Origin of the sequence: Pseudomonas abietaniphila, from assembly GCF_039697315.1 — a bacterium.
GTDB classification, from domain to species: Bacteria; Pseudomonadota; Gammaproteobacteria; order Pseudomonadales; family Pseudomonadaceae; genus Aquipseudomonas; species Aquipseudomonas abietaniphila_B.
In genome coordinates, this window is record NZ_CP155619.1 from 1,082,140 (window position 1) to 1,107,465 (window position 25,326).

At 58.9% G+C, this 25,326-nt stretch carries 25 protein-coding genes; 7 read left to right on the forward strand and 18 right to left on the reverse strand.

Annotation, left to right across the window (positions count from 1 at the left end; translation table 11 throughout):
- The first annotated feature begins 119 nt into the window (after positions 1-119).
- The 4 genes from ABDX87_RS04750 (at position 120) to ABDX87_RS04765 (ending at position 3,460) form a co-directional block, all read left to right on the forward strand.
- Positions 120-413, forward strand: coding sequence for a DUF6388 family protein (locus tag ABDX87_RS04750; RefSeq protein WP_346831842.1), 294 nt, complete (start codon positions 120-122; stop codon positions 411-413).
- 144 nt (positions 414-557) lie between these two features.
- The gene (locus tag ABDX87_RS04755; RefSeq protein ID WP_346831843.1) at positions 558-1,247 is read left to right on the forward strand and encodes a crotonase/enoyl-CoA hydratase family protein; all 690 of its coding nucleotides are present in this window, start codon (positions 558-560) and stop codon (positions 1,245-1,247) included.
- A 391-nt stretch (positions 1,248-1,638) separates the two neighbouring features.
- Positions 1,639-2,415, forward strand: coding sequence for a lysophospholipid acyltransferase family protein (locus tag ABDX87_RS04760; RefSeq protein ID WP_346831844.1), 777 nt, complete (start codon positions 1,639-1,641; stop codon positions 2,413-2,415).
- A 73-nt stretch (positions 2,416-2,488) separates the two neighbouring features.
- On the forward strand, positions 2,489-3,460 hold the full coding sequence (locus ABDX87_RS04765) for a magnesium and cobalt transport protein CorA (protein WP_346831845.1): 972 nt from the start codon (positions 2,489-2,491) through the stop codon (positions 3,458-3,460).
- 534 nt (positions 3,461-3,994) lie between these two features.
- Here the strand turns inward: ABDX87_RS04765 and ABDX87_RS04770 are convergent.
- From ABDX87_RS04770 to ABDX87_RS04780, 3 genes are all read right to left on the reverse strand, one after another.
- Complete coding sequence (locus ABDX87_RS04770) at positions 3,995-4,717, reverse strand: amidotransferase (protein ID WP_346831846.1); 723 nt, start codon at positions 4,715-4,717, stop codon at positions 3,995-3,997.
- A 150-nt stretch (positions 4,718-4,867) separates the two neighbouring features.
- Positions 4,868-7,009 carry a 3-hydroxyacyl-CoA dehydrogenase NAD-binding domain-containing protein gene (locus ABDX87_RS04775; RefSeq protein ID WP_346831847.1) on the reverse strand — a complete coding sequence of 714 codons (2,142 nt, stop codon included), beginning with the start codon at positions 7,007-7,009 and terminating at the stop codon, positions 4,868-4,870.
- Between the two features lie 80 nt (positions 7,010-7,089).
- A complete protein-coding gene (locus ABDX87_RS04780; protein ID WP_346831848.1) occupies positions 7,090-8,295 on the reverse strand; it encodes an acetyl-CoA C-acetyltransferase in 1,206 nt (401 codons plus the stop codon).
- Between the two features lie 631 nt (positions 8,296-8,926).
- Here ABDX87_RS04780 and ABDX87_RS04785 point away from each other — a divergent pair.
- On the forward strand, positions 8,927-9,301 hold the full coding sequence (locus ABDX87_RS04785; RefSeq protein WP_346831849.1) for a rhodanese-like domain-containing protein: 375 nt from the start codon (positions 8,927-8,929) through the stop codon (positions 9,299-9,301).
- Positions 9,302-9,309: 8 nt separating this feature from the next.
- Positions 9,310-10,116 (forward strand): cytochrome c, encoded by an 807-nt coding sequence (locus ABDX87_RS04790; RefSeq protein ID WP_346831850.1) that lies wholly within the window; start codon positions 9,310-9,312, stop codon positions 10,114-10,116.
- An 815-nt stretch (positions 10,117-10,931) separates the two neighbouring features.
- Here the strand turns inward: ABDX87_RS04790 and ABDX87_RS04795 are convergent.
- The 12 genes from ABDX87_RS04795 to ABDX87_RS04850 all read right to left on the reverse strand — a co-directional run bounded on the left by ABDX87_RS04795 (position 10,932) and on the right by ABDX87_RS04850 (position 22,158).
- Positions 10,932-11,780, reverse strand: coding sequence for a transglutaminase family protein (locus ABDX87_RS04795; RefSeq protein WP_346831851.1), 849 nt, complete (start codon positions 11,778-11,780; stop codon positions 10,932-10,934).
- On the reverse strand, positions 11,777-12,736 hold the full coding sequence (locus ABDX87_RS04800; RefSeq protein ID WP_346831852.1) for an alpha-E domain-containing protein: 960 nt from the start codon (positions 12,734-12,736) through the stop codon (positions 11,777-11,779). Before ABDX87_RS04800 ends, ABDX87_RS04795 begins: the two co-directional genes overlap by 4 nt.
- Before the next feature lie 12 nt (positions 12,737-12,748).
- Positions 12,749-14,158 carry a circularly permuted type 2 ATP-grasp protein gene (locus ABDX87_RS04805; protein WP_346831853.1) on the reverse strand — a complete coding sequence of 470 codons (1,410 nt, stop codon included), beginning with the start codon at positions 14,156-14,158 and terminating at the stop codon, positions 12,749-12,751.
- A 520-nt stretch (positions 14,159-14,678) separates the two neighbouring features.
- Positions 14,679-15,017, reverse strand: coding sequence for a ribonuclease E inhibitor RraB (locus ABDX87_RS04810; protein WP_074755132.1), 339 nt, complete (start codon positions 15,015-15,017; stop codon positions 14,679-14,681).
- Between the two features lie 252 nt (positions 15,018-15,269).
- On the reverse strand, positions 15,270-15,506 hold the full coding sequence (locus tag ABDX87_RS04815; protein WP_062385747.1) for a hypothetical protein: 237 nt from the start codon (positions 15,504-15,506) through the stop codon (positions 15,270-15,272).
- 241 nt (positions 15,507-15,747) lie between these two features.
- The gene (locus ABDX87_RS04820; RefSeq protein ID WP_346831854.1) at positions 15,748-17,817 is read right to left on the reverse strand and encodes an LTA synthase family protein; all 2,070 of its coding nucleotides are present in this window, start codon (positions 17,815-17,817) and stop codon (positions 15,748-15,750) included.
- A gap of 272 nt (positions 17,818-18,089) precedes the next feature.
- Positions 18,090-19,298, reverse strand: a complete 1,209-nt coding sequence (locus ABDX87_RS04825) for a type II toxin-antitoxin system HipA family toxin (RefSeq protein WP_346831855.1) — start codon at positions 19,296-19,298, stop codon at positions 18,090-18,092.
- The gene (locus ABDX87_RS04830; protein ID WP_346831856.1) at positions 19,295-19,546 is read right to left on the reverse strand and encodes a helix-turn-helix domain-containing protein; all 252 of its coding nucleotides are present in this window, start codon (positions 19,544-19,546) and stop codon (positions 19,295-19,297) included. Before ABDX87_RS04830 ends, ABDX87_RS04825 begins: the two co-directional genes overlap by 4 nt.
- A 126-nt stretch (positions 19,547-19,672) precedes the next feature.
- Positions 19,673-20,533: a polyamine aminopropyltransferase gene (gene speE, locus ABDX87_RS04835; RefSeq protein WP_346831857.1), complete on the reverse strand. Its 861-nt coding sequence runs from the start codon at positions 20,531-20,533 to the stop codon at positions 19,673-19,675.
- A gap of 187 nt (positions 20,534-20,720) precedes the next feature.
- Positions 20,721-20,912 (reverse strand): PLDc N-terminal domain-containing protein, encoded by a 192-nt coding sequence (locus ABDX87_RS04840; RefSeq protein ID WP_074755146.1) that lies wholly within the window; start codon positions 20,910-20,912, stop codon positions 20,721-20,723.
- A 99-nt stretch (positions 20,913-21,011) separates the two neighbouring features.
- On the reverse strand, positions 21,012-21,536 hold the full coding sequence (locus tag ABDX87_RS04845; protein ID WP_346831858.1) for a hypothetical protein: 525 nt from the start codon (positions 21,534-21,536) through the stop codon (positions 21,012-21,014).
- A gap of 85 nt (positions 21,537-21,621) precedes the next feature.
- Positions 21,622-22,158 (reverse strand): ankyrin repeat domain-containing protein, encoded by a 537-nt coding sequence (locus ABDX87_RS04850; protein WP_346831859.1) that lies wholly within the window; start codon positions 22,156-22,158, stop codon positions 21,622-21,624.
- Between the two features lie 463 nt (positions 22,159-22,621).
- Here ABDX87_RS04850 and ABDX87_RS04855 point away from each other — a divergent pair, with 463 nt between their 5' ends.
- Positions 22,622-22,900 (forward strand): DUF3509 domain-containing protein, encoded by a 279-nt coding sequence (locus tag ABDX87_RS04855; protein ID WP_062385760.1) that lies wholly within the window; start codon positions 22,622-22,624, stop codon positions 22,898-22,900.
- 148 nt (positions 22,901-23,048) lie between these two features.
- Here the strand turns inward: ABDX87_RS04855 and ABDX87_RS04860 are convergent, their stop codons facing one another.
- The 3 genes from ABDX87_RS04860 to ABDX87_RS04870 all read right to left on the reverse strand — a co-directional run bounded on the left by ABDX87_RS04860 (position 23,049) and on the right by ABDX87_RS04870 (position 25,326).
- Positions 23,049-23,765 (reverse strand): helix-turn-helix transcriptional regulator, encoded by a 717-nt coding sequence (locus tag ABDX87_RS04860; RefSeq protein ID WP_346831860.1) that lies wholly within the window; start codon positions 23,763-23,765, stop codon positions 23,049-23,051.
- Between the two features lie 324 nt (positions 23,766-24,089).
- On the reverse strand, positions 24,090-24,773 hold the full coding sequence (gene mtnC / locus ABDX87_RS04865; protein ID WP_346831861.1) for an acireductone synthase: 684 nt from the start codon (positions 24,771-24,773) through the stop codon (positions 24,090-24,092).
- A 7-nt stretch (positions 24,774-24,780) separates the two neighbouring features.
- A complete protein-coding gene (locus ABDX87_RS04870; protein ID WP_346831862.1) occupies positions 24,781-25,326 on the reverse strand; it encodes a 1,2-dihydroxy-3-keto-5-methylthiopentene dioxygenase in 546 nt (181 codons plus the stop codon).

The following is a 25,326-nucleotide window of genomic DNA, read 5'->3' on the forward strand; positions in this document are numbered from 1 at the left end:
CACCGACAAACGGCCCGCGTGCGGCTGGCATGCGCTGCGGACATCCCGCACAATCGGGCCTCACGTCTACATCCCTACCATAGAAAATGTCAGCTCGACCCACAGGAGATCTACCTCACATGAATAAAGAAGAATGGATCGAAGCTGCCCTGCCGAATTACATCGTGACCAACCCGGCTCTGCAGGAAGAGATATCAGGCCTTAGCCAGAAAGATCAACAAGACCAGATCCGCTGGGCCTTCGAGGACGAAGCCGAAGCCTTGAACATTGAAACCTGGGAGTTGGCCCTGAACTTCAGCGACAAACCAGACGAAGAAGTGAAGGCACTGCGGATCGCTGTCCATAAGGAAGCCGCTGAGGCTCTGGACATGGATTGGGAAGAATACTGCGCCCTGAACGCTGTCGAGGTATAACCCGCTTCTCCCTCCCTCGGGCCGCGCCCTTCACTGCCCCTCACGCGGCCCGATTCCCTGACTCATCGGTCACCCTTTACGCTTTACCTCGCCCGTTGGGGTGGGTAACGTCTGCGCCACTTCAAAACAATAAGGACTCGTCCCATGAGTGATTTGGTCGCGTATCAGCTGGACGACGGCGTCGCAACGCTGACCCTGAGCAACGGCAAGGTCAATGCCATCAGCAACGAGGTGATCGCTGCTTTCAACGCGGCGCTGGACCAGGCAGAAAAGGATCGCGCGGTCGTGATCATCACCAGTGGCCCGGGCATCCTGTCCGGCGGCTACGACCTGAAAATCATGACGTCAAGCCCGCAGGCGGCCATGGATCTGGTGGCCGCCGGTTCGACCCTGGCGCGTCGCATGCTCTCGCACCCCTTCCCCATCGTGGTGGCCTGCACCGGCCATGCCGTGGCAAAAGGCGCCTTCCTGCTGCTGTCAGCCGATTACCGCATCGGCGTCGAAGGCCCGTTCAGCATTGGCCTGAACGAAGTGCAGATCGGCATGACCATGCACAACGCCGGGATCGAACTGGCCCGAGATCGCCTGAACACGAGTGCCTTCGGCCGCTCGGTAATCAACGGCGAGATGTTCGACCCCAAAGGCGCACTACAAGCAGGTTTCCTCGACAAGGTCGTCGCACCCGAAGAACTCACCGACGCCGCCCGTACCGTGGCCTTGCAGTTGAAAAAGATCAACATGAAGGCCCACAAGCAGACCAAGCTCAAAGTGCGCAAGCACTTCCTCGAGACGCTGGACAAGGCCATCGAGCTGGATCGACAGCATCAGTTTTGAAGGGTACTTGCTGCAGGGCGGCTTCATGAGCAAGCGGTGGGTCAGTCGACATCTTCACGGCTGACCGACCGATTCGTCAGCAAGCTGACTCCCACAGGTTTTTTGCTGAGTCGGTCAGCAGTGTTCTGGGCAGCAACCTCCGTGTTTCTGCCTGAAGGACGTAGCTCGACGCAAAGCGTCTATCCCTGCATTACCACGCGGAGCGTGGGAACGATCAGGTACTCATTGGGGTGACGCTGATGGTTTGGTTAGGCCGTCAGGACGAACCCAAATGACATTCCACTCTGAAACATTCCGTTAAATTCGCCGAACACCATCTGTCTGTCTGCCATTTGCCGAATTAAGTGCACATCCGTACACTGCGCCACCTTTTGTTTCCAGAGTGGTCTGCATGCTGTTTGTTCTGCGTATGTTGCTGATGGGTCTGCACTTCATCGTTGCTGGGGTGTTGGGTTTGTTGTTGGGCATCTGCCGTCCGTTCAACCCCGACAACAGCCGTCTGTGCGCCCGCCTGTATGCGTTGCCGGCGATGTGGATTCTGCGTCTGCGCCTCAAAGCCGACATGGGCGCGCAGTTCGACCGCACTCGCCCCTGCGTGATTGTCTGCAACCACCAATCCAACTACGACCTGTTCATTCTCGGCAACATTGTCCCGCCGCGGACCGTCTGCATCGGTAAGAAGAGCCTGAAGTGGGTCCCTTTTTTCGGTCAGTTGTTCTGGCTCGCGGGCAATGTGCTGATTGACCGTGGCAACCCTCTGCGGGCGCGCCTGTCCATTCGCCAGACCACTGAAACCCTGCAGCACAAGGACACCTCGATCTGGGTCTTCCCGGAAGGCACGCGCAACAAAGGCAAGGGGCTTCTACCCTTCAAACGCGGCGCCTTTCAGATGGCCATCGACGCGGGCGTGCCCATTGTCCCGGTGTGCGTCAGCACCTACGTGCGCGACATGCAATTGAACGCCTGGGACAGCGGCCGCGTGATGATTCGCGCCCTTCCGGCCCTCTCCACGACCGGCCTGACCAGCGATGACATTCCGCGATTGATCGAGCTGTGCCACAGCCAGATGCAGGCCGGTATCGAGCAGATGGACGCGCAGCTTCGCGCGCCGTCCAACGCCGCCCAAACCGTTGCTGAACAGCTTGCACAAAACCCGCGAACTCGCTGAATCTGGCCGACTCTGAAGAGGAGACCGCGCTAAGCTGCGCATAGTCCCTCTCGAAAAGAAGAAGCAGATCACCATGGGCCGAGTTGTCGCTGCCGCCGTTTACAGTGCCGGGAAAAAAGTCACCAACATCACCCTCGACGAAGGGGCTGCCTGGGCCGCAAAGCCTGGGCATTTCGTCTGGATCGGCCTTGAGCAGCCCAATGCTCAGGAACTCGCCACCCTGCAAAAACAGTTCTGCCTGCACGAGCTCGCCATCGAGGATGCGCTGGAGGTTCACAGCCGCCCCAAGCTGGAAACCTTCGGCGATGCGCTGTTCATCGTCACCTACGCGCCGATCCGCGAGAACGGAAAGCTCATCTTCATCGAAACGCATATCTTCGCGGGCAAGGGCTACATCATTACCTCGCGTAACGGGGACTCGAAGTCCTACGGTCTGGTGCGTCAGCGCTGCGAAGCACGCCCCTTGTTGCTGGAGCACGGGGAAGATTTCGTGCTGTATGCCCTGCTCGACTTCGTGACCGAGAACTACCAGCCGGTGACCGAAGCCATTCATTGCGAGCTGGAAGAGCTGGAGCACAGCGTGCTGAGCACAGAGCTCAACGAGTCCGATATTCATCGCATTCATGCCTTGCGCCGTGACCTGCTGCGGCTAAGGCGTTACGTGGCGCCCATGGTCGAGATCGGCGAAGAGTTGCAGAAGCTGAGCTTCCCGTTCATCGACAAGAACATGCGCCCGTATTTCCGCGACGTGGAAATTCATGTGAAGCGGCAGATGGAAGACCTGGCCAATCTGCGCGACATCGCCAGCCAGACCATTGAAATCGGGCTGCTGCTGGAGTCCTCGCGACAAAGCCTGACCCAGCGCAAGTTTGCCGCCTGGGCCGCGATTCTGGCGTTCCCAACGGCCATTGCCGGGATCTATGGCATGAACTTCCAGAACATGCCCGAGCTGAGCTGGCACTACGGCTACTTTGCCGTGCTGGGCGTGATTGTCGGCGGGTGCGGTGTGCTGTTCGCGAGCTTCAAGCGGTCGGGATGGCTGTAAAACGCAGTCGATTCCTGTGGGAGATTCTATGGTCTTAAACAAGTCCTTCACGCCGCTTTGGACTCATAGCTGGGGGTTACGACAATGGCGACTGCGGTAGGACAGTGACATCGGCGGCGATTGACCCACCGCATTCGCTGCCGTCGTAACCTCCGACGTCTCCTACACATACTGGGCAAACCCAGAGCTTGTGGTTACCGAAAGACCTGTGGGAGCTGCTGGAGGTTACGACAGTGGCGAATACGGTGGGACAGTGACATCGGCTGCGACTGACCCACCGCATTCGCTGCCGTCGTAACCTCCGACGTCTCCTACAAATACTGGGCAAACCCAGAACCCCTGGCAGCCCTAGACCTGCGGACCGGATAGACCACAGAACCTGTTGCTGCTTCAAGACCTCTGAGCCGCCAAAACCCAGAACCTGTGGCTGCCGCAAGACCTGTGGGAGCTTGCTCGCGAATGGCGGTCCAGACCCACACAGATCTGGCGATCGTACGTCCGTCTTCGCGGGCAAGCGCTCCTACAGGTACTGCGTTAAGCCACCTGCGGTTTGTTCGCCACAAACCGCATCATCCATTCGGCCACCGTCGTACCGTGGTGATCCTCTTCCAGGCTGGCGATGCCCTTGCTGTAGACCTGCTCGCCCAGTGCTTCCTGACGAATATCGAGCAAGGTGCGCGAGTAGTCGTGGATGAACTCCGGGTGGCCCTGGAAGCACAGCACCTGATCGTTGATGTGATACGCCGCGAACTGGCAGAACTCGCTGGAGGCAATGACCGTTGCGCCTTCCGGCAAGGCGGTCACCTGATCCTGATGGCTGATCAACAGCGTGAGTTTGTCCATCGCCGGGCTCATCCACGGCTTCGCAGGCGCCAGATCGTAGTGATGAATGCCCACGCCCCAGCCTTGGGTGGCACGCTCGGTCTTGCCACCGAGCAACAGGGCCAGCAACTGATGGCCGAAGCACACACCCAACAGCTTGTCGCCACGTTTGTAGCGATCCAGCAGGTAGGTCTTGAGGGTCTGAATCCATGGCTCGGTGCCAAAGGAGTCAGCCTTGGAACCGGTAATCAGGTACGCGTCGAAGCGCTCGTCATCAGGGGGATAGTCACCCTGCATCACGTTGTAGACGACAAATTCGGCGGGGATAGGCTGGCGGGAAAACAGTGACTCGAACATCCGCCCATAACCTTGATATTGATCGACCAGTTCCGGGCGAAGAACGTCGGTTTCCAGAATGCAGATGCGTAACGACATAAAAAGTCCTGAAGCGACAAAGGCGAAAATGCGTACGCCCAAGCCTGCCTTGAAGCCACAGGCAAGGCAAGGGCCGTTTGCGCCCTGTCGTCAGTCGAGGCTGAACCGTCGCTGTACCGATTTGAAGTCGATACAGCAACCGTGCCAAGGTCAGAACAACTCGCCGTTGAGCGCCTTTTCCAGCAGCAAGGCCGGGGGCTGGAAACGCTCGCCGTAGTGCTCGGCCAGGTATTGCGCGCGGGCAATGAAGTCCTTGAGGCCGTATTGATTGATGAATTGCAACGCGCCACCGGTCCAGGCCGGAAAACCGATACCGTAGATGGAGCCGATGTTCGCGTCGGTGGTCGAGCGCAGGACGCCCTCTTCGACACAGCGCACCGTTTCTATCGCCTGAATGAACAGCAGGCGATCACGAATCTCCTGCCCGGCAATTTGAGCCTCGGCGTTCTCGAACCGCGCCTTGAGTTCTGGCCACAGCCGTTTGGGCGCGCCGTCGGGATAATCGTAAAAGCCGCCACCCGCCGCCTTGCCCGCACGCGTGTACTCATTGAGCAGGAGATCGATCACCGCAGTCGCCGGGTGGTCCGTGACCGTCTCGCCCTGTGCTTCCAGGTCCTTGCGCGCTTGCTGACGAATGTGGCTCATCAGACTCAACGAGACTTCGTCCGACACCGCCAGCGGCCCGACCGGCATTCCGGCCTTGCGCGCTTCGGTTTCGATCATGACCGCCGATATCCCCTCGCCAAGCATCGCAATGCCTTCGTTGGTGAAGGTTGCAAACACCCTGGAGGTAAAGAACCCACGGGCATCGTTGACCACGATCGGGGTCTTGTTGATCTGTTGCACGAAGTCGAAGGCGCGGGCGAGCGTCATGTCGTTGGTGCGCGCGCCCTTGATGATTTCCACCAGGCGCATCTTGTCCACCGGACTGAAGAAGTGCATGCCGATGAAGCGCTCCTGCCGGCTGACGGCGGTCGCCAGGCCCGTGATGGGCAAGGTCGAGGTGTTGGACGCGATCACCGCATAGGGCACGACCACCTGTTCAGCGGCCGCCGTCACCTGCGCTTTGAGTTCACGGTCTTCGAACACCGCTTCAATGATCAGGTCGCACCCTTCCAGGTCACTGTCCCGGCCCGTGGTCTTGATGCGCGCCAACACCGCATCCCGTTGCTCAACGCTCATGCGGCCCGTGGCAACCTGCTTGTCCAGCAGCCGCACCGAGTAGTCCTTGCCCTTCTGGGCAGTGGCCAGGTTGATGTCCTTGAGCACCACGTCCACACCGGCCAGTGCGGTGACGTAGGCAATGCCGCCACCCATCATCCCCGCGCCCAGAATCCCGACCTTGCGCATGTGATAAACAGGCGGCGCCTTGGGCCTGGACTGGCCTGCATTGAGTTCGTTGAGTTGAAACCAGGTGCCGATCATGTTCTTCGAGATCTGGCCGGTGGTGAGCTCGGTGAAATAGCGCGCCTCGATTTTTTCGGCGGTGTGAAAGTCCACCTGTGCGCCTTCCACGGCGGCGGCGAGGATCTTCTCGGGGGCCGGATAACACCCGTGGGTCTTGCTGCGAAGTATCGACGGCGCAATCGCCAGCATCTGCGCGACCTTGGGGTGCGACGGCGTGCCACCCGGAATCTGATAGCCCGGCCGGTCCCATGGCTTGCTCGGCGTCGGGTTGGCCAGAATCCATTCCCGCGACTTGGCGAGCAAATCGTCGACGTCGGTGGCGAGCTGATCGACCAGCCCGGCCTTGAACGCCTGCTGCGCACTCAAGTTGCGCCCTTCCATCAACAACGGCAGCGCCTTTTCCAGGCCCAGCATTCGTACCAGCCGCACCGTCCCGCCACCGCCAGGGAGCAACCCCAGCGTGACCTCGGGCAAACCGAGGCGCACGTTTTTTTCATCGAGGGCGATACGGTGGTGACACGCCAGGCAAAACTCCCAGCCACCGCCCAGCGCCGCCCCGTTTATGGCGGCGACGACCGGTTTGCCCAAGGTTTCCAGCGCCCGAAGTTGCGCCTTCAGGTCCATCGTCATCTGGTAAAACCAGGCCGCACGTGAGGCGTCGACCCGAATCAGTTCGTTGAGGTCGCCACCGGTAAAAAAGGTCTTTTTCGCTGATCGGACGATCACCCCAACCAGCGTGTCCTTGTCCGCGTGCAGACGAGCAAGCACCTCGCCCATGGCCTGACGATACGTCGCGTTCATGGTGTTGGCCTGCTGGCCAGGCATGTCCAGAGTCAACGTGAGGATCTGATCGGGGCCGATTTCGTACTGGATGGCATCAGTCATGCGGTCGTTCTTCCTGAAGCTGTTTTTATGTCGTGAGCTGCCGGAATCGGCGGCAGCGAGGGTCCGCCGATTCAGAACAATCAGAGCCGCTCGATAATCGTCGCGATGCCCATGCCGCCACCGACGCACAAGGTTGCCAGGCCGTAACGCAGTTGCCGCGCTTCAAGCTCATCCAGCAACGTGCCGAGGATGATGCAGCCTGTGGCACCGAGCGGATGGCCAAGGGCAATGGAACCGCCATTGACATTGACCTTCTGCGGATCGACGCGCAGGTCCTTGATGAACTTGAGCACTACCGAGGCGAAGGCTTCGTTGACTTCGAACAGGTCAATGTCCTCGACCTTGAGCCCTGCCCGCGCCAGGGCTTTTCGGGTCGCCGGCGCGGGCCCCGTGAGCATGATGGTCGGATCGGTGCTGGTGACGGCCGTCGCCACGATTCGGGCGCGCGGCTGCAGGCCCAGTTCCTGTCCTTTTTGCGCGGAACCCAACAGCATCAAGGCTGCACCGTCAACGATGCCTGAACTGTTGCCCGGCGTGTGCACATGGTCGATGCGCTCGACGTGGCTGTACACGCGCAGCGCCGTGGCGTCATACCCCATCTGGCCCATGGCTTCAAAGCTGGGTTTGAGCCTGGCCAGGCCTTCGAGCGTCGTGTCGGCCCGGATGAATTCGTCATGGTCCAGCAACAGCAGGCCGTTCTGGTCCAGCACGGGGACCAGCGAGCGTTCGAACGCGCCGCTGTCTCGGGCACGCGCCGCTTTCTGTTGCGATTGCAGGGCAAAGCCGTCGACGTCTTCACGGCTGAACCCTTCCAGCGTCGCGATCAAGTCGGCGCCAATGCCCTGCGGCGTGAAGTGCGTGTGCAGGTTGGTCTGTGGGTCCAGCACCCAGGCGCCGCCATCGCTGCCCATGGGCACGCGGGACATCGACTCGACGCCGCCGACCACCACCAGCTCCTCGAAGTCGGAACGTATTTTCATCGCGCCCAGATTGACGGCCTCAAGGCCCGACGCACAGAAGCGATTCACCTGTACTCCCGCCACACTGACCGCCCAGTTAGCGACCAGCGCGGCGGTCTTGGCAATGTCTGCGCCCTGATCGCCGACCGGCGTCACGCACCCCAGCACGATGTCATCGACCTGGCGGGTGTCCAGCTGGTGACGCGACTGCATCTCACGCAACAGCCCGGCGATCAGGCTCACCGGCTTGACGCTGTAGAGCGCTCCATCGGGTTTGCCTCTGCCTCGCGGTGTGCGCAACGCCTCAAAAATAAACGCCTCGGTCATCGTTCCCCTCGCTGCCCTGCTGGAAATTATTGTTCTGCTGACACCATAACGGTCACACAGATGCTTTCAATGATCAAAGTGCTCAGGTCACTTGACTGCCGTGAAGGGTAGCCCGTTGTAGGAAGTTTCGGACTCAGACGAACGGTAGCTGGCTATCGGACGTGAATCGATTCGCCTCAACGTGTCTAGCAAGGGAGTGCCTGAATGATAGCCATGCGCCTTATCGTGTTTTTAACTAAAAAAATCATAAGCTCATACCAAACAGATCTAAAGCGCGTCGCACGCGGGCTCTAAGGTTAAGTCAGTAGCAGAGGCGCCATAAAAACCGATTCCCTAAGCGCCCATGTCTTCGACACACATTGTCGGGACACCTGCTCTCTTGCTTTCACCTTTGCCAGCTGCCGCTTCTGTTCAACACGAAGCAGGAGCTTTTGTCGCTCAGGAATAACGAAAAAGGCATACGCCATGTTCAAGCATTCGAAAATACGTCAAGCGGGACTCATTGTTTTTGCCACCACACTTCTGTTGATATTGCCGAACTTGACCCGTCTGTTTGGCTGATCATGCATTCGTCCTTGTGACGTCGTGTTTCTGTGCCACTCTTTCTGTATTCATGCAGGGAGAGAAACGCATGCGTCAGATGTTGGCAGTTTTCGCATTGGGTTTAAGCAGCATAACGGCGCATGCCGGACCGGTGGAGCAGGCGCAAGCGGTCGCCGCGATCAGGGAAGGCAAACTCGCCATCGATATGCGCAGCCAGAGCGATTACGAATCCGGCACGGTCCTCAACGCCGTGCGGGTAGATCATCGGCGCCTGGTCAACCAGCTCAAGCAGGTGATGACCGACCGCAACCTGGCCCTGGTGATTTTCAGCTCCAGCGACGCCCGCGCCAGCAAGGCCCAGGACAAACTGGTAAAAGCCGGTTACAGCAGTATCATCAACGGCGGCTCCTACGACGAACTGCACAACGCGCTGTACGACCTCACCGACGATCCTGCGGAGTAACCACCATCTTGCGCACCCTCTTGCTGCTGGCTGGCGCCCTGCTGGCCCTGCCTCTTCACGCTGCTCAACTGACGATCGACCTTGCCAACGGCTCCCGCACCTGGAGCACCGAGCAACTGCTCACCCACCCGCAAGCCCGCGACATCGATGTACCTGACGATGTCTCCTACAAGCGTCCGATGCACTATGGCGCGGTGCCTGTGGCGGTCCTGCTGGAAGGCGTCACGAGCGATGCCCATCTGCAAGCCGTCGCCACCGATGGCTTTGCCGCCGAACTGCCTGCCGGTCCATTGCTGCAGAAAACAGGCTCGCAGGCTTGGCTTGCCATCGAAGACCCCGCGCATCCATGGCCGGGCCTGAGCAAGGACAAGCCCGGTGCCGGCCCGTTTTACCTGGTCTGGACCAACCCTGCCGCCAGCAGGATCAGCCCTGAACAATGGCCGTATGCGGTCGGCAAAATTCGCCTCTTGGCGTCCGTCGCTGAACGATTCCCCGCCCTGCTCCCCGACGCCAGTCTCGCCGCGAACGACCCGGTCAACCAGGGCTTTGCGTTGTTTCAGAAGAACTGCTTTGCCTGCCACCGTTTGAACGGCGCGGGCGATTCGCAACTGGGCCCCGATTTGAACATTCCCCATAACCCGACCGAGTACTTCGCCGGCGATTACCTGAAGCTGTACATCCGAAACCCGCAAGCCCTGCGCCAGTGGCCTCAAGCGAAGATGCCGGCGATTACCCCGCAAGTCTTATCGGATGAAGAGCTGGATCAGGTGGTGAAGTATCTGAAGCACATGGCGGGCAGGAAAGTCAGCCACTAAGAAAATGTTCGTCTGGCACAGAACGACGTGGCCGGCTTGCTGGCGAATGCGGTCTTTCACTAAACATCAGTGTCGCTGACCCACCGCATCGCTGCCCTCGTAACCTCGGACGTCTCCCACAGGGAGCGCGTTGCTGACAAATCACAGGCTATCCATCAAATCCATGTCCGTGCTCATGTTCATGTTCATGTTCATGTTCATGTCCAGGCTCGGACGTGTGGGAGCCGGCTTGCTGGCGAATGCGGTCTTTCACTAAACATCAATGTCACTGACCCACCGCATTCGCTGCCCTCGTAACCTCGGACGTCTCCCACAGGGAAAGCGTCGCTGACAGATCAGAGGCTATCCATCAAATCCATGTCCGTGCTCATGTTCATGTTCATGTCCAGGCGCGGACGTGTGGGAGCCGGCTTGCTGGCGAATGCAATCGTTCAGTAAACATCAATGTCACTGACCCACCGCATTCGCTGCCCTCGTAACCTCGGACGTCTCCGACAGGGAAAGCGTCGCTGACAGATCAGAGGCTATCCATCAAATCCATGTCCGTGCTCATGTTCATGTTCATGTCCAGGCGCGGACGTGTGGGAGCCGGCTTGCTGGCGAATGCAATCGTTCAGTAAACATCAATGTCACTGACCCACCGCATTCGCTGCCCTCGTAACCTCGGACGTCTCCTACAGGAACGCGTCGCTGACCAATCAGAGGACATCCATCAAATCCAGGTCCAAGCGTCTCCAAGGACAGCATCCTTTCTATGGGAAGACCGCCGACTTCAAGGAAGTCATCGGAGCAAGACGAAATTGCCCTGCCCGCCTTCAGGACTGGCGCTGCACCTGCATCTGCACCACTGGAGCAGGCGCCGCCACGATCGGCGTTGCGACGGGCGCAGAGGGCGACACCACAACCTTGGCATGCATCTGCTCGCAACCGCCGCCACGGCGCATGCCGCGCACCGGGCAGGCATCCAGATAATCCAGTCCCACCGCCAGCTTCAAATGACGTTCTGGAATGGCCAGTTGATTGGTCACATCGAAGCTGTACCAGGCGTCATCGATCCACGCCTCGGCCCAGGCATGACTGGCCAGGTGCTCGCTGCTGTCGCTGTACAGATAGCCCGATACGTAACGCGCTGGCACACCCAGGCTGCGTGCGCAGGCCAGGAACGCGTGGGTGTGGTCCTGGCAAACGCCCGCGCCGTTGGCAAACGCCTGCGCCGCGCTGGTGTCCACTGCCGTAGAGCCGGGCGTGTAGGTGATGTGCTGGTTCAGCGCCTGCATCAGGTCAATCAACGCCGTGCGGTCGGTACGCTTCTTGGTTTCCTTGGCGGCAAAGGCGCGAATCGCCTCATCCGCTTCAGTCAAACGGGTGAAACGCAGGAAGGGCAGTGAAGACTGGCTCTCGTGTTCGGCTTCACGCTTCTCATCGATCTCGACCTGTCCGCGCGCGCCGATGACGATGGCCTCATGGGGTTCGTCCATGGTCAGCACGTGAAGGATATTGCCGAACGGATCGACTTGGGCGCGCACCGGGCGCGGCAGTGCGAGTTGCCAGCTCAGCACCTGCTGGCGCTCGCTGTCGTGTGGGGTCAGACGCAAATACTGGATGCTGGCGCGGACCTGATCGTCGTAGTGATAGGTGGTCTCGTGGCTAATTGAGAGTCTCATGCAGCCTCCAGGTAAGAAGTGTGAATAACGTCACCCAGTTGGGCCAATAACGGAATGAATTCGTTCAACCATTCGTGCAGGCCTTCGCCGAGGATTTCGTCGATGCCGGTGTAGCGCAAACGAGCATCCAGTTCGGCCGCCAGACGCTGCGCCGGGCGGCCGTTGGCGCCTGGCAAGCTGGCGAGAATCATGTCCATTTCTTCGAGGCAGGCACGCAGCGAACGTGGAATGTCGGCACGCAACAGCAGCAACTCGGCGACCTGACGCGCACCCGGCGCATCACGGTAGACCTCGGTGTACGCCTCGAACGACGACAATGCACGCAGCAAGGCGCTCCACTGATAGTAGCCAGCGGCCGAATTGTCGGCAGCCGCGTTGGCGGCAGGACCGCGCAACTCCAGCATCTCGTAGCGGGCATCGACCATGCGCAAGGTGTTGTCGGCGCGCTCGATGAAAGTGCCGAGGCGAATGAAACGGAAAGCGTCGTTACGCATGATGGTGCCGTAGGTCGCCCCGCGGAACAGGTGCGAACGCTCTTTGACCCACTCGCAGAACCGGCTCATGCCGTAACGGCTCAGGCCCTGTTCGGCGATGCCGCGAATTTCCAGGTACGTGGCGTTGATGTTTTCCCACATGTCCGCCGTGATGCGCCCACGTACCGCATGAGCACTGGCCCGCGCGGCGGCCAGGCAACTGAAAATACTGGCCGGGTTGGCGGCGTCCAGGGCGAAGAAATGCAGCAGGCGTTCAGCGTGCAATTCGCCATGGCGTTCCAGGTAATCGTCCAGGGTGCCGGTGATCAGCAAGGGCATGGCGATCTCGTTGAGGCCATCCCCGCGTCCGTCCTGAGGCATCAGCGAAAGCGAGTAACTGACGTCCAGCATCCGTGCGAGATTTTCCGCCCGCTCCAGGTACCGCGACATCCAATATAAATCCGAGGCAGTTCTACTTAGCATTGGCAGGCATCCTTAATCCTCGACCACCCAGGTGTCCTTGGTTCCGCCACCCTGCGACGAGTTCACCACCAGCGACCCCTCCCGCAACGCAACGCGGGTGAGTCCGCCAGGAACAACGCGGGTTTCGCGGCCAGCCAGAACGAATGGGCGCAAGTCGATATGTCGCGGGGCGATGCCGTTCTCGACGAACGTCGGGCAGGTCGAGAGGGACAAGGTCGGTTGAGCGATGTACGCGTGAGGCTTGGCTTTGAGGCGGGCGCGGAAGGCTTCGATTTCAGCGGCCGTTGCCGCCGGGCCGACGAGCATGCCGTAGCCGCCCGAGCCTTGAGTCTCCTTGACCACCAGATCACCCAGGTTGGCCAGCACGTGGGACAGTTCTTCCGGTTTGCGGCATTGCCAGGTCGGCACGTTCTTCAGGATCGGCTCTTCGTCGAGGTAGAAGCGGATCATGTCGGTCACGAACGGGTAGATCGACTTGTCGTCGGCGACGCCCGTACCAATGGCGTTGGCAAGGACCACATTGCCCGAGCGGTAGGCCGACAGCAGACCGGGCACACCCAGCATCGAGTCTGGATTGAACGCCAACGGATCGAGGAACGCGTCGTCCAGACGACGGTAGATCACGTCCACCGCTTTAGGGCCGTCGGTGGTGCGCATGAACACACGATCGTCTCGCACGAACAGGTCAGCGCCTTCCACCAGCTCGACGCCCATTTCCCGCGCCAGAAACGCATGCTCGAAAAATGCGCTGTTGAAGCGCCCGGGCGTCAGTACGACCACGCTCGGATTATCCAGGGGGCTCGAGCTTTTCAGCGTGTCGAGCAGCAGGTTCGGGTAGTGATCGATCGGAGCGATGCGTTGCGCGGAGAACAACTCGGGGAACAGTCGCATCATCATCTTGCGGTCTTCGAGCATGTAACTCACGCCGCTCGGTGTGCGCAGGTTGTCTTCGAGCACGTAATACGTCCCGTCGCCATCGCGGACCAGGTCGACCCCGGAGATGTGGGAATACAGGTCGCGGTGCAGGTTCAGGCCTTGCATCGCCAGCTGATATTGCTCGTTGGCCAGCACTTGCTCGGCGGGAATGATCCCGGCCCTGATGATGCGCTGATCGTGGTACAGGTCGGCGAGGAACATGTTCAGCGCCTTGACGCGCTGGATGCAGCCGCGTTCAACCACGCGCCATTCGCTGGCGGGGATGCTGCGAGGAATCGTATCGAAGGGGATCAGACGCTCGGTCCCCTGCTCGTCACCGTACAACGTGAAGGTAATCCCGGCGCGATGAAACAAAAGATCGGCCTCACGCCGACGCTGAGCCAGCAGCTCAGGTGGCGCTTCGCCCAGCCAGCGGGCGAATTCCCGATAATGCGGTCGGACAGTGCCGTCCACATCGTACATCTCATCATAAAAGGTGCGGATCATGCCGTACTCCTTGTCACCATGGACACAAGGGCCTTCGCAAGGCCCGTGCCAGCGGCATAAACGCTTTAAAATCAATTGGTTGAATAAAACCACGACAACCCTCGCACCATTCCTGTGCAAGAAGCGCCCTAACCAATTCTCCTACGCTTCATAGAGAAGCGTCCCGCCACTGAAAAATCTATTACCAGCATAGCCAGAGATGATTTCCCGACGGGACTTTGTTTCCTGATAATCGCGCCATCAACGCAGAGACGCCGCTCCCGACTGCCCGGGCGAGGTCTGCGTGAACCGGATTTTTCAACGAAATTCCCTTTACGCCGCTCACACCCGAGCGGCTTTTTTTTTGCCCTGTTTTTGGTAACCCCAACCCTCGGAATTCCGGGATCGATACAAACGTGTGGGAGCGAGCCCTTTCGCGACAGGCCGCATCACCCGACAGAGAGACATCGTTTGATCGACCGCATCGCGAATGAATTCGCTCCCACAGGTATTGCATCGTCAGAGGCAACTGCTCTGACCTTCAATGAAGCCGCTTGATCTCCTGTTTCACGCCCCAGCCTTCGACCTCACCGTCGAGCCCGATAATCGCTGTCTGAAAGTCCTGCTCGAAATCGCCGATACCGTCATAAGTGGCGTACATCAGTTTGCTCAACTGCAAGTGCCACGCGCCGTCCTCTCGGGCGTTGATTTGAGTATTGAGGGATTCACCGCGAAACTTTTCTGCTGCCTGACGCGCCCGCTCCTCGTCCGGGAAAATGGCGTAGAACTCGATGGGGTGGATACGCGCGAAGTCGAAACCGCCTTCTTTCATGCGGCGCAGTACGTGACTGCTGATGTCTTCTTGGTAGGTCGTGCTCATGAAACGTCCTCCTATGCAACGATAGATAGAGTTTCAACGATCCCGAAAACCCTCCCGCTCAGGGAGGGAAAACGACGGTTCATCCGTCGCCCGGGACTCAAGCATGTCGCTGACAAGGCCGATGCTGCTATTACAAATCAGGCATCTGTACGCGAGCTGGCTCGGGTAGATGCATCACCGGCCTCAGGTGCAGACTACGCCCATTGATAGCGTGTTGCCAATTGGCAGATGGGGGTGTTCGCCAAGGTTTTTTCATGAAGCCTCGACGATGGAAATGATCTGTACCGCGTTCTGTTCCTTGAGTGTCTTGACCGTGGGTTCTTGTGTCCTGCCGTCAAGGTCGTTGAGATCCAGATCCTCGGTGACCGGGAACAGGTGCGGACGCAGACGCTGAGCAGCTTCCTCCTCACTGGGACGGTGCTCGCATTCAAGATCGAGGGTCTGCTGCACGCCATCTTTATCCTGAAACGAAATAGTCCAGACTTTCATCAATGTCTCCTCACTCAGGCCGCACATGGGCCTACGCAGATCGGACTGTTATTTTCTGTTTTTCGTTCAAGGAATTTGAGGGTGTTCAACCTGGAGATTGCGGGAACCGGTGTGGGAGCAATCGGAGGTTACGACGGTCGCGAAAACGGTGCGTCAGGCGTCTGGAGATGGCGACTGGAGCTCCCAACCAAAAACAAAAACGCCCCGAACCAGTCGGGGCGTTTTCATAAAACCTGAGTCACTACGGCTTGGCGTCTTTCACACCCGCCGTGTTATCCAGCAGGCTCTTGGTCGCGGTCTGCAGGAAGCTGTCCAGCTTCTTGCGCAACTCGGCCACGTCCGGCGCATCCGGCATCACTTCGGCGTGAGGCTTGGTGCCCAGCTCATAGCTGTAGACCTTCGGCTCCATCTCTTTTGGCTCGATCAGAATGCGGTTGCCCGTGACCAGGGCTACGGTCTGCTCGCTGCCCGATGGCTTGATCACACCAAAGCCCAGATCGCCCGCCGGCAGGTTCAACAGGTCACGACCCCAGCACTGATGCACGGTGTCGCCGCCCAGACGGCCCATGATGGTCGGCACGATGTCGATCTGCGTACCGACAATGCTGCTGCGCTTGCCGAACTTGTCCTGCAAGCCTGGCGCGATCATCAGCATCGGGACGTTGAAGCGACCCAGGTCCATCTCGGTGATCTGCTCGTTGTTACCGAAGCCATGGTCGCCCACGACCACGAACAGCGTGTCCTTGTAGTAAGGCTCTTTCTTGGCCTTCTCGAAGAACTGACCCAGCGCCCAGTCGGAGTAACGCATCGCTGTCAGGTGTTCATCCAGGGTGCCATGACCGGTCACGCGCTCCACCGGCAGATTCGCAGGCAAGGCATACGGCGTGTGGTTGGACAGGGTTTGCAGCAAGGCATAGAACGGACGGCCCTTGGCTTCGCGGGCTTTCAGCTCCTGCGCGCCACGGTCGAACATGTCCTGGTCGGACACGCCCCACGTAGGATCGGAGAACACCGGGTTAACGAAATCGTTGCGGCCGATGAAGTTGGTCATGCCCTGGTTGCTGAAGAAACCGGACTGGTTGTCCCAGGCGAAGTCGCCGTTGTACACGTACACGTCATCGTACTTGCGCGCACTGAGCAACTGCGGCAGGCCCGACAACTTGTGGCTGCCTTCCGGCGTCTGCATCAGGTATTCGAAGCCCGGCAGGTTCGGGAAGCAGGCCATGGTGGCGAACATGCCCTGGTGGGTGTGCGTGCCGTTGGAGAAGAAGTGATCGAACAGCAGACCTTCTTCGGACAGCTTGTCGAAGTACGGCGTGATGTTGGACTCATCGCCCAGCGCACCGACCGAGTGACCAGCGAAGCTTTCCATCAGGATGACCACGACGTTCTTGATCGGCAGCGTGTTGCTGGCGGGCGGCGTGAACTCGCGACGCACTGCGGCGCTGTCGGGATCGACCAGCTTGTCGTTGGCGGTCATGAGCATGTCACGCACGGTCTGCTGAGCCTGCGGCTGCGGCAGCGTGGCCTTCCAGATGTTGTCGCGATCCTCGGACATCCGGCTTTTGGCGGCAGCGATCAAGGTCAGCGTACCGTTGAGGCCAAGGGTGTTGGCGAAGTTCGATTCGGTGGTGTAGGCATCGCCCCAACGCAGTGGCGGGCCTTGGCGCAACGTGCCGCGAGCAGCGATCACGGCGACCGCCAGACACAGGACAAAGACCACGACGCGGGTGTACCACGGCGCCACAACGCGATTGCTCGAGCTGCCGATGTTGAAGCCGCCGCGCGGACGCGTCAGTCGATCAATGCCTTTGAACACCAGACTCAACAGCCAGGTCAGCAATGCCCAGGCCAGCAGATACCGGACCACCGGATAGCCGTACCAGATCATGCTCAAGACGGTTTTCGGATCTTCCTTCACGTACTGGAACACCAGACCGTTGAGGCGCTGGTGGAACTCACGGTAGAAGTCCATTTCCATCAGGCCGAAGAACGTCGTCAGGCTGGCGACCAGGGTCAGCCAGAAACGAAACAGTCCGCGTGCCGCCATCAATCGCGCGCTGAACAGGGCCAGTATCAGCGGAATGAGGATGTAGACCACCAGACGCAGGTCGAAACGCAGGCCATTGCCGAACGCTTCAATGAACGTCGAGGCCGGCGTGGCGCCGATGCCTTCCCGGTTGTAGACCAGCAGCGCGACGCGCAACAGGGTGTACAGAACCATCAACGCCAGGCCGCTCAACAGCGTGTAAGCCAGATGCGATTTGACGGTAGGTTGCGGCGCGCGCGCCAGGGCGTCCGTTTTGGCCATGTGTCGTAGGATCCGTTGGATTCAGGTTTAAGTTCGAAAAGCCTGTGCGACCGGTGACATCGAAACGCCGGTGTGAGTCGCGGGGGGCAAATATTACGTGATCGCCCGACGTTTACCACCAATGCGCCACATTCTTCATGGGCGATCGGGTGAAAACCAAGGGTCATGCTCAAGCAACGCTGTGAAACGGCGCGGATTTTCCCGACAAAGCGGTGAAAATTCCGTTGTTTTGGCGAGATTCAAATATTTACTTACAAAACGGGTCCGTGGCGCTAGCTGAAGGACCGTGCATAGAGCTCCAGCGCGTACTCAATCGCTTGAAACACCTTGGGAGCGTCCGCCGCCAGGGCCGCATTATGTTCGAGAGACGCCTGCACCGCCGAAATCAGCCGTTTGATCCTGGGTTGAGGTTTCTGGATGTTGCATGCTGACGCCAGATCGAGAATACCCAACCGCGAACCAAACAGACTTTTCGAACCCGCCAATCTCAGTGCCAGGCTGTCCTCTTCTATGTACGCGGTGGTATTTACAATGTCGTAAGCCGGCGCAAGTTGCGCATCAGCCCCCAACGGATCGCGATATAGAACCCCGAAATTCTTCAGGTGTGCATCACCGTTGCCGACCATGCAACTCAGCGCGACGATGTCGAAGAACTGCTCGCGCGACGACGCCACATGTTGTGGCGCACAGAACAGACCGATGGCTCGGGAAATGTTTTCGTAGCTGGAATCGTACTTTTGCTCGGTACCCAGCCCCATCAGCACTGCCATGTCCTCGAAACCGATAGGTCGCTGATCCGGCTCCCGATCAAAACGACGCATGACGAATAACTGGCGGTTGTCGGACAAATAAAACGCCGGCACAGGCATGCCCGCTCTGCGCGCAGCATCCATGCACACGTATTCGTTGATCGCGAGTCCGGGAAAGTCTGCCCTGCCGGACTTCACGATGAGCTCAGGCATCAACAAGGTCGCTTTGGGATCCGCGGGGCCATCGCCTTCCGGCACAAGCACCTTGGGCTGAACGCCAGAAATCCCGGTGCGCAGGATGTAGCTGTCAACCAGTTCGGCGAACAGGTCATGAGCACCGTCCCAACTGAGAATCTGCTTCAGACTCTTACCCGGTGCAACACGGCTGCCGCCCAGTAGCTGCTCGATGGCCGGAGCCTGAACAGCCAAGCGTCCTATGGGCGACCCGCTCCCCGTCAGTGCGATCAGCAACATGGGATTGATGGGGGTGGTTTTGGCCAGACGATTACGCAGTTGCTCCAGCACGTAGCCCTCAGGCAGGTTCATCTGAAACACAGGATGCAAGCTTCGCGACGTATAGGCTGCGTCGCGCACGGCCATGGTCAGGCTGACCTGCGACGTCGAAACTGCGTCGAGCCCGTAACGAAACAGGTAGTCGCCGGATTCAGTCAGTGACAACTCGCCACTCTGCCCTTGCGGCGTGAGGATACGTACCCGATCAAGTGGATTCATCGGAAAACCTCACGCAACTCTTCGAACGACGGCCGTCGGGCGGGCACGACTTTGATTTCGCTATCCAGAGCGGCCAGTGCCTTGGCGTAGAAATTCATGGAAACCGTCGGACTGCCCTTCTCGATTTCGGCCAGCTTCTGTCGGGTCATGCCGGATTGCGCCGCCAGCTCAATCAGCGTCAGCCCCCGATTCTTGCGCATCTGCGCAATTTGGGTACCCAAGCGTTCGATCAACAAGGTCGCGTCCACGTGTCATGCCTGCATAACATCCCGAGATGAATGGAATGTATACGTAACACACAGAAGGCACAACCAATTGCCACGTATACGTAACATCCAACCCTCAATGTTACGTATACGTTACAAATCGACGACTCAGTCGTTGCTCGGCTTGTTCAGGGCTTGCAGCACGTACTGCGGCAGCGCGAAGGCGCCGATGTGGATCTCAGGATTGTAATAACGCGTGACAATGCCGCTGCCTGCAAAACGCTGACGCAATGTGTCCACCGACAATTTGCGGTATTGGGTGTTGGTGGAGCCCCATGCAAAGGTCATTGCGCCGCCGATGTAGGTCGGCACTGCGGCTTGATAGAAGTGCCAGTCCGCAAACAGGCCGTTCATGCGGCCTGCGGTGGTCTGCACTTCGCTCATCTGCATGAAAGGCGTGCCGTTCTGAGTGACCAGAATACCGCCCTCGTTCAGGCAACGATGGCAAGCCTGATAGAAGTTTTCCGAGAACAGCACTTCGCCCGGACCAATCGGGTCGGTGGAGTCGGAGATGATGACGTCGAATTTTTCCTGGGTATTGGCAACGAAACGCATGCCGTCGTCGATCACCAGGTTCAGACGTGGATCCTCGAACGCGCCCTTGGAATGGTTCGGCAGGAACTCCTTGCACATTTCGACCACGGTGCCGTCGATCTCGACCATGGTGATGTGCTCGACGGTGGCATGTTTGGCCACTTCACGCAGCATGCCGCCGTCGCCACCGCCAATGATCAGCACACGCTTGGCAAGGCCGTGCGCGAGAATCGGCACATGGGTAAGCATCTCGTGGTAAATGAACTCGTCGGCTTCGGTGGTCTGGATCACGCCGTCCAGCGCCATCACGCGGCCCATGCGCGGGTTCTGGAAGATCACCAGGTGCTGATGCTCAGTGCGCACTTCGTGAAGCATTTTTTCCATGCGGAAGCGTTGGCCGTAGCCTTCATACAACGTTTCTTGATAGTCGCTCATGGATGGAGTCCCCGATAAATACTGATGGCAGGACGGCGGGCCGCCCACAAGAAAGGCGCGCATTCTACGTCGCCGGGCATGACAGGTCGAATCTTGCGGCCGCACCATGAAAAACGCCTGATTGCAGGCATGCAATCAGGCGTTGGTGTTCTAAGCCCTATTCGACAGTCTAGATGCGGACGGCAGTCTAGATGCGGACGTTGCCTCGGGGGCCCGCGATGGCCCAGATGATCAGACCGAGAACCGGTAGCAGCACGATCAGCAATACCCAGAGGATCTTCATCCCGGTTTCCGCACCGCTCTTCAACACGTTGATAATGGCCCAGATATCGAGGGCCAGAATGATCAGTCCAATCAGACCATTAAAGGTGGAACCCATGGTGTCGCTCCTTATTGAAGGCTTGCCCAGTTAGGAGTGGTGGCGCTCATCAAGGGTTCCGTTGGTCGGCAGGATATTTCGCTGGCAGCGAGGCCGCTTTCAACCCTGCGCCTTAAGGGCCTCCAGCGCAGGCTCGATCAGGATGCCCAGTTCGACGCCCAGCGCCATCACCCGCGCCTGATCGCAGCCATACACCAGGACGGTCTGTAGCTCATCATCCAGCGGCTCGCTAAGATTCATCAGCACATACCCGCCCATTTCCTTGTTCATACTGCCCAGTTGAATCTGGATTCTGTTCAACGCCGTCAGCGGTTCGGTTTTCGCCAGTTGCTTTGGCTTGATGTTGAAGGCCACATTCGGGCCGAAGGACGCCGTGATCTCCGCGAACAGGTCCATGTAAGTATCGGCTTGGAACATCACGGTTTCCGGCAAGCTGCCCACGACGATCCACTCGCCCAGCGGGATGGGAAAAGTGTCGTCGTAGTTGATGTCGGGATTGGCGGCCAGAAACGCGTCCGGGTCGGCGTAAGCCTGGGCGGCTTCGTCGGCAATCTTCACGATTTCCTCGTCGCTCATGCAGCCGGAGCTGATCTTGCTGATGAATTCGATGAGTGCGGCTTTCATGGCGATGTGATCCGGAGGCAAAAAAACAGGCGCGAAGGATAGCCGGAAATCCCTCGCGCCTCTATCGCTTCGCCACGCTCGGGCGTTAAACGCCCAGTCGCGTCAGTTGCTCCGCTGTGTCGGTAGCGCCCATGGTCTGAGCGGCCATCAGCGGCGTGACGCCCTTGGCGTCCTGAATATGCGGGTTCGCGCCTTTGCTGATCAGGTACTCGACAATGGCGGTGCGGTTGAACATCGCGGCCATCATCAACGCGGTACGACCATCGGCCGACGCCCCTTCGACCTCTGCGCCGCCCTCTACCAGAATGCGCACAACGTCCAGATCACCTTTGAACGCCGCGCCGGCGATCGGGCTCTGACCGTTGTCGTTACGAATTTCAGGGTCGGCGCCATGCTTGAGCAGCACGCGGACGGCGTCCTGGTGGCCGTGATAGCTGGCCAGCATCAGCAAGGTGTCGCCCTTGTGATTGCGCAGGTTGGGTGTCAGCCCGTTCTCAAGCAAGCGGTCCAGCATCGTGGCATCACCGGCGCGCGCACGGTCGAACACCTGCTCGGCGAACTCCAGCGCTTCTTCGTCCGACATGCGGGTGGCGGAACCCGGGGTATTCGGGGCATCAGACATTCCATTACTCCTGTAGCGCCACGGCGTGGCACGCATGATCAATCGTTCGGTTGCAGCGTTCTCTGTCAGAAAATCTCAGAGACACACGGATGTGGTCAAGTTCCCGCTGATGCCGCCCACCATGCCAGTTTCGTCGCGCACACGGCCACGAAACCTTTTCGATCATGCTCATAGAGAATGCCGTCTATCGACATCGAGAAAAATCGCTGACACAACACGAAATGATTCCCAGATAACGCTGTCTGAGATTTTGACAGCGCTTCATTCTCTCCCCTTCTCAGTTCCCCTTCTCCGGCAAAATGCAGGATGCCCGATGGCCATTCATGCAAAATGCACGAAAACCAAAAATAAATAAAAATATAAGTCTTTGATTTATAACGATTTTATCGAAGCGCACATACTGGCACAGTCACTGCACTAGTCCTACCAAGCTTGTTATCACTGAGCAATGGAGCCGCTAGACATGACTTTCATCCAAGAAAAATTCGCATCCGTATTTTCCGATTTCGAAGTCAACACCCAGCCGCGTCCGGATGGTGGTGTACTGCTTTCCCTGCGCAACAGTGAAGGCAAACAGATTCGTCGTTCGGTGTCCTACGCCCAACTGCACACTCCCGTGCAGCTGGAATGGGTGATCAGCGCCATCCGCCGTGACCTTGCGGCCCAGGCCAGCGAACTCCCGGCTATCTCGATGTTGCAGAGTCAACACCGCTTCGACCTGCCGACGTATCACACCCGCTAAGGGCGTTCTGCGACCGCGGGTAACCCAATAGGCCGACCCGCCGTCGATTGATCCGCTGCATCCTTTGAAGCATCCCTTTTAGTACCGCGATCGCCTTGGCAATCGCGGTTTTTTTGTGCGGGCACTCATGGAACGACGGTTGTCGTGCCTACTGAATGATTCCGCGACACAGCGCCTCGCCTACCGCCTGAGCCCGATTGGTGACACCCAGCTTGGCGTAGATGCTCTTGAAGTGATGCTTGACCGTCGCCTCCGAGACTTCCTTGATCAGCCCGATCTCCCAGGCGGTCTTGCCCTCCCGCGCCCATTTCAGAATTTCCAGCTCCTTGGGTGTCAGGGCGCGGGTCTGCAGTTGCTGACCTTTGCCCGCCACATGCAGCATGGGCACGAGACTGGTCAGCAGATACCGGTCATTGTGTGTCAACGGGCGCGTCATTGCGTTGAGCGAGCAGATAGTGACCACACCTTGATTGGCGCGATTCTGGCTGCTGTAGCCGTATGAAAACGCTGGCAACAGCTGGCAGTCTTCTACTGCGGCCATGTAGGCAGATGACGGCGGGTAAGTCTGGAATGCCTCCTCCCAATCCAGAAAGCCCATGGTGCGACGAAAGCAACGGATGACCGGGTCCTCGATCATCAGTCGTCCCTGGCAGTACAGATCCTTCCAATAGCCGTCGACATTGGACGTGATACAGCTGAGCAGGGAACCGTTGCGGTATTGATAGAGCATCGCTCGCTCACAGCGACACTCCTCCCGCAGCCAGTCGAGCGCATTGGCAATCGCGGCGTCACCGTCCTGCTCGGTAATGCTGCTGACCATCTGCTGTATCAACGGACTCAGCGTCCCTGTTTGCACGTTTTTCATCTTCCCCTCCGTTTAAAAAACGTCATGTGTCGTCCCTGAAGGCTCTTTAGAGTTTTAAGTTGATTGCAGCCGCTAAGGACACCTCGCACACCGCTGGAAGCCGCGAACAGGAGGCGCCAAAACGGCTGTCAGGTTCCGACAGGTGAAGGGTTACACAGTCCGGGAGGGTTAAACATAAAGGCGAAAACAAACAGGCATGCCTGACTCGGAAACAGGCCGCTTCCCACAAAACAACCAAAACGTGCTTACATTTTTGACGATTTACCAACAAAACGGCCGATATCAGAGACATCGGCCGTGGGTTCAATCCGACACAGCGAGGGTTCAGAACGTCGCGGGATCAATCTCGGCGAAACTGACGACATTCGTGTGGCCGGCCAGTTCTGTGCCGGTGCGCACCAGTCCGCAAGTCGCCATGGACGCCTGCCGGGCTGCGTCCAGCTCTTCGACGATGTCGGAGAGGAACAGGATGTCCTGCGCCGGATGCCCAATGGCTGCGGCGATCGTGCGGTAGGACTGGACCTCACGCTTGGGACCGGACGTCGTATCGAAGTAACCGCTGAACAGACCGGACAGATCGCCTGCCTCGGACCGTCCGAAGATCAACTTCTGCGCCTGAATCGATCCCGACGAATACACATACAGCGCGTAGCCTTCGCGATGCCAGCGCTGCAGCGCCTCGACCGCATCCGGATACACGTGACCCTTGAGCTGCCCCGCCAGATAGCCCTGTTGCCAGACCATGCCTTGCAACGCCTTGAGGGGCGTGGCTTTGCGATCCTCGGCGATCCAGCCCAGCAGGATCTTGATCACGCGCTCGACATCGGCCTGAGGCTCGGCGCTGTCGTTGCGCACCGCCTGAAGTTGCGCGGCCACCTCGGCCTCGGTCGCGTGCTGACGCACGTAGTCCGGCAGGTGCGCGGCGGCATAAGGAAACAGCACGTCGAAGACGAAACTCACCGCACTGGTGGTGCCTTCGATGTCGGTCAGAATTGCTTTGATTGCCATGGGTTTCTCAGTCTTCCAGGCGGGGGAACTGGCTGGCGATGGACTCACCGGTGAAGTTTGCCACCCAGCCTTCCGGGTTGTTGAACAGGCGAATCGCAACGAAGTGCGGGTTTTCGCCCATGTCGAACCAGTGCCGTGTGCCGGCCGGAACGGAAATCAGATCGTTTTTCTCGCACAGTACGGCGTAGACGAAGTCACCGATGTGCAGGGTGAACAAACCACGTCCGGCGACGAAGAAGCGTACTTCGTCCTCGGCATGTTGATGTTCGTCGAGAAACTTGGCGCGCAGTTCGGCTTTCTGTGGATGGTCGCTGTTGAGGCTGATCACGTCGACGGTGACATAGCCCCGCTCGGTCATCAGCCGGTCGATCTGCACGCGATAGGCGTTGATCACTTCCTCCTGACTGGCGCCCGGCTTGATCGGGGTTGCCGCCTGCCAGCGATCAAATGCAACGCCATGCTCGGCCAGGGTCGACGCGATGTCCTCAAGGTGAGTCAGGACCTTGTTCGGCAATTCCGGAGATGACACGTGATAGACGGACAGACTGCTCAT

Bases quoted from the DNA above. Each gene is read 5' to 3' on its own strand.
- ABDX87_RS04825 (WP_346831855.1), bottom strand. From the start codon at position 19,298: ATGAATCCACTTGATCGGGTACGTATCCTCACGCCGCAAGGGCAGAGT.
- ABDX87_RS04775 (WP_346831847.1), bottom strand. From the start codon at position 7,009: ATGACTGATGCCATCCAGTACGAAATCGGCCCCGATCAGATCCTCACG.
- ABDX87_RS04760 (WP_346831844.1), top strand. From the start codon at position 1,639: ATGCTGTTTGTTCTGCGTATGTTGCTGATGGGTCTGCACTTCATCGTT.
- ABDX87_RS04750 (WP_346831842.1), top strand. From the start codon at position 120: ATGAATAAAGAAGAATGGATCGAAGCTGCCCTGCCGAATTACATCGTG.
- ABDX87_RS04795 (WP_346831851.1), bottom strand. From the start codon at position 11,780: ATGAGACTCTCAATTAGCCACGAGACCACCTATCACTACGACGATCAG.
- ABDX87_RS04860 (WP_346831860.1), bottom strand. From the start codon at position 23,765: ATGAAAAACGTGCAAACAGGGACGCTGAGTCCGTTGATACAGCAGATG.
- ABDX87_RS04845 (WP_346831858.1), bottom strand. From the start codon at position 21,536: ATGAAAGCCGCACTCATCGAATTCATCAGCAAGATCAGCTCCGGCTGC.
- speE (WP_346831857.1), bottom strand. From the start codon at position 20,533: ATGAGCGACTATCAAGAAACGTTGTATGAAGGCTACGGCCAACGCTTC.
- ABDX87_RS04815 (WP_062385747.1), bottom strand. From the start codon at position 15,506: ATGAAAGTCTGGACTATTTCGTTTCAGGATAAAGATGGCGTGCAGCAG.
- ABDX87_RS04810 (WP_074755132.1), bottom strand. From the start codon at position 15,017: ATGAGCACGACCTACCAAGAAGACATCAGCAGTCACGTACTGCGCCGC.
- ABDX87_RS04785 (WP_346831849.1), top strand. From the start codon at position 8,927: ATGCGTCAGATGTTGGCAGTTTTCGCATTGGGTTTAAGCAGCATAACG.
- mtnC (WP_346831861.1), bottom strand. From the start codon at position 24,773: ATGGCAATCAAAGCAATTCTGACCGACATCGAAGGCACCACCAGTGCG.
- ABDX87_RS04770 (WP_346831846.1), bottom strand. From the start codon at position 4,717: ATGTCGTTACGCATCTGCATTCTGGAAACCGACGTTCTTCGCCCGGAA.
- ABDX87_RS04870 (WP_346831862.1), bottom strand. From the start codon at position 25,326: ATGAGCAGTCTGTCCGTCTATCACGTGTCATCTCCGGAATTGCCGAAC.
- ABDX87_RS04840 (WP_074755146.1), bottom strand. From the start codon at position 20,912: ATGGGTTCCACCTTTAATGGTCTGATTGGACTGATCATTCTGGCCCTC.
- ABDX87_RS04850 (WP_346831859.1), bottom strand. From the start codon at position 22,158: ATGTCTGATGCCCCGAATACCCCGGGTTCCGCCACCCGCATGTCGGAC.
- ABDX87_RS04755 (WP_346831843.1), top strand. From the start codon at position 558: ATGAGTGATTTGGTCGCGTATCAGCTGGACGACGGCGTCGCAACGCTG.
- ABDX87_RS04800 (WP_346831852.1), bottom strand. From the start codon at position 12,736: ATGCTAAGTAGAACTGCCTCGGATTTATATTGGATGTCGCGGTACCTG.
- ABDX87_RS04855 (WP_062385760.1), top strand. From the start codon at position 22,622: ATGACTTTCATCCAAGAAAAATTCGCATCCGTATTTTCCGATTTCGAA.
- ABDX87_RS04780 (WP_346831848.1), bottom strand. From the start codon at position 8,295: ATGACCGAGGCGTTTATTTTTGAGGCGTTGCGCACACCGCGAGGCAGA.
- ABDX87_RS04820 (WP_346831854.1), bottom strand. From the start codon at position 17,817: ATGGCCAAAACGGACGCCCTGGCGCGCGCGCCGCAACCTACCGTCAAA.
- ABDX87_RS04805 (WP_346831853.1), bottom strand. From the start codon at position 14,158: ATGATCCGCACCTTTTATGATGAGATGTACGATGTGGACGGCACTGTC.
- ABDX87_RS04765 (WP_346831845.1), top strand. From the start codon at position 2,489: ATGGGCCGAGTTGTCGCTGCCGCCGTTTACAGTGCCGGGAAAAAAGTC.